2 protein-coding genes are annotated in these 3,023 nt (G+C 35.5%); one reads left to right on the plus strand and one right to left on the minus strand.

Annotated features, from left to right (window positions below):
* Positions 1-420 precede the first annotated feature (420 nt).
* Positions 421-891, plus strand: a complete 471-nt coding sequence (locus H6G06_RS26945) for a hypothetical protein (protein WP_190565123.1) — start codon at positions 421-423, stop codon at positions 889-891.
* A gap of 162 nt (positions 892-1,053) precedes the next feature.
* On the opposite strand, the gene H6G06_RS26950 is transcribed toward H6G06_RS26945, so the two are convergent.
* Positions 1,054-2,004 (minus strand): RpnC/YadD family protein, encoded by a 951-nt coding sequence (locus tag H6G06_RS26950; RefSeq protein ID WP_190565124.1) that lies wholly within the window; start codon positions 2,002-2,004, stop codon positions 1,054-1,056.
* Positions 2,005-3,023: the final 1,019 nt, after the last annotated feature.

Raw genomic sequence — 3,023 nt, forward strand, 5'->3', positions numbered from 1 at the left:
TATTTCTCAAAGGCTGGTTGATTGCTTTGGGATGTTTGATTATTTGGTGGACAGGGGGAATAGTTAGCTGTTTTTGTTTTTGATTAATTGTCTGCTTTTAGAGGGATAAAAGGAGTGAAAACGAGGAAATAGTTAGCTGTTATTTACTTTGATTAATTGTCTGCTTTCAGAGATATAAAAAGGAGTGAGGATGGAAATAGTTGCCCTATTTACACTATAAAATTCAATTGAAATAACTCAGTATAAACACAATCAAGTGGTTGTTTTGGTAATTGAAAAAGTTGAATTATCAGGTTTAGTTCAATTCTCAAACAGGTTGAATTGCATCTAGAAATAGATTCAGTTGAATTGTCAAGCAAATTTACTGACATCTTAAAGCAGATTTACTTGATGTTTAAAGCCATGAGGAAGCAAGGATCAATGAATAAAATTAGGAAAAAACGTAAGAGTTTAAGTTTACGTCTTCAGCCTTATGAGGGTGAACCAATGGCGGAAGTGGTTGATTATTTGAATTCTCTATCAAAGGAAGAGGTCAATCGTAAGGTGTCGGATATTTTGGTGGCCGCTTTGTTACCTTTGGCTCGATATCACAGTGGGGAATATACGCCGGAACAATTGCGTTTTGCTTGTTGGGAATCACAGGATGTTTTAAATAAACATGGTAGTAATCTGCGCTTTGCTTTGGGTGTGGAACAACCACAGTTTGTGCTGCCAAATTATGTTAATACTGTTGCTCCAGTGATGAGTTCAGCTAATCATCATGCCCACAATGGTATGACAGATGTAGAGTCAGATATGTTATCAGATGGACAACAAAAACAACGTCCTTCTACTTTAATCCAAGGTAAGGCTTCATCTCAGGATTTGGATGGATTGTTTGGGGATGATTAACATTTTTATGTTATATTATTTTACTTGGAAGCTGCACATAATTAAGACAACTTCAAACTACTGCTATATCTGAATTTTAATATCTTTAATTCGGTGCAAGCTCAAAGTATATTATCAATGCTGTTGTTGGGTTGTGCCGTTGCTTAACCCAACCTACATTTATTAATCTGATTCTGGTAAATGAGAGTTAACAAGCTGTGCAAATTCTTCTAAAGAATTAACGCTAATTGTTGATATTAGAAGTTGTTTCAAAATATTTATATCCTGAATTTTTCCAATATCTCCGGACAGATTTTCGGGTAAATTACCAAAACGACTAACCAGTAAATCAGAAATATTTTGTTTCAGAGTTTGTTTGGTGGTTTTTTCTATAGCGCGTTGTTCAATGTTAGTTAACAATGGCATTTTTCGTTCCTCCTGATAATGAGCTAATTTTTCTTCAAAACTTAATTGTAAGTCTTCAGATAAAGCCATCATTAAATCAATGACTTTATACAAATCAACAATTTCTTTACGGTTATAACCTCTTTCATAAAGTAATCTAGCTAAGTTCCATTTCCACTGTTCCCTAGCTGACAAATTGCTGTTAGTGGCTTTAGTCTTTAAATGTGCCATTACCACTATAGCAAAAATATTATTACTTTGCTCTAACTCCTCCCATTGATAATCTAGCAGCTTGACGATAGAAAAATTAAAGGTTAATTGACTACTTCCTAAACCATACTGGTAAGAATTAGGTCGCCAGCTTTTAGTTTCATCTCCTAGTATGGCTAAACTAATCACGGGTTTTTGATATAAATCAAAAGCTCGATAGTTGTAGATAAACATTCTTTGGGTAAATTCTTTATCATATTGACTTTGTACTTCTACATGAATTAATATCCAAAGTTCTTGCTTATCTAATAACCACACTTTAAATAATTTATCAGCATGGCGTGTTTCGCTCTCCGCAGATGCGGTAATCTGTTCTAATTCTTTATCTAGGGAAATGGGGGTTTTACTCCAATCTATTTGTTGATATATTTCTGGATAAAAGAAGGCGAGAAATGAATCAAAATAATCTCCTATTGCTTCTTTCCAGGTTTCATCATAGTTAGCTGTAATTTCAGTCATTGTGATTTAAATAGTGTCAATCTTTTTCTAATATTTGTGCAAGATGTACTTGCAAAATTTCAAGATTTGGGTAACTTTATGGAAACCCCATCATATATTTATATGATATCCCAACTCGCGCATATTCTCCCGAATCATCGCCTCTAAGAAGGGCAGTTTCTGTAAATTGCTTTTCTAATTTTGCGAGTAATTCCCTTAGTATGGTTTGTTGTTTTAATGTAGATGCTTCTTTGTACAAATGCACTACTGAGAAGGTAATTTTATTTTTTTGTTCACTTTCTCATCTCATCAATAAGAATCATCGTGAGAAATTTTCAACTTCTCCCCATGATCATCTTCGAGTTCAACAAAAAAATCTCAAGTTGAATCAATCAGGGGTATAGCAACGATTGATAAAAAATTCCGCCATTTGGCGTGAAATGCGGTGAACCAAAAGCGATGCTCCTTTATGAGCCGCCTTCTTGCGATGGGCGAAGGAAGCGATCGCAGCCAGTGGTCTGTTTCTTTCTTCGAGTTATTCATTGCCTAAAACAGAAGCTGATAACTCATCATAGAAACGCCCAAAACCCTGATGATTGCAAAGAGTAGTTATTAAACATTGCCTAAATTGGCTCAAACTAGGCAATGTTTTAGATGTTAAATGAGAGGAATTATAAAATCGTTGAAATTACCTTTGGATAAGTGTTTCAAGCGATATGGCGGAATTTTTTATCAATCGTTGCTATACCCCAATACTACGCCAATTGAATGCCAACTCAGCGCCAATTCAACGCCACTCAAGTAGTTATAACAAACGCCAAAAAACAACGTTTGGGGCATAGCAAGCCATGTCGCAATGTGCATCTCCCTAGTAAGAAGACACCACCCAAACCAGCAGAAAAACCCAGCGTTTTTTGTTTACTTTTTCTCAGTATATGGTTCTGCTATTGCAACATTTTTAAGCTAAATTTGAACGACATCAGCCCCGGCGGATCAAGGTTATTGATTCAAGCCGGATAGACTTCGCACACCATTTAACC

The sequence above is a fragment of the Anabaena sphaerica FACHB-251 genome, assembly GCF_014696825.1.
Lineage (GTDB): Bacteria > Cyanobacteriota > Cyanobacteriia > Cyanobacteriales > Nostocaceae > RDYJ01.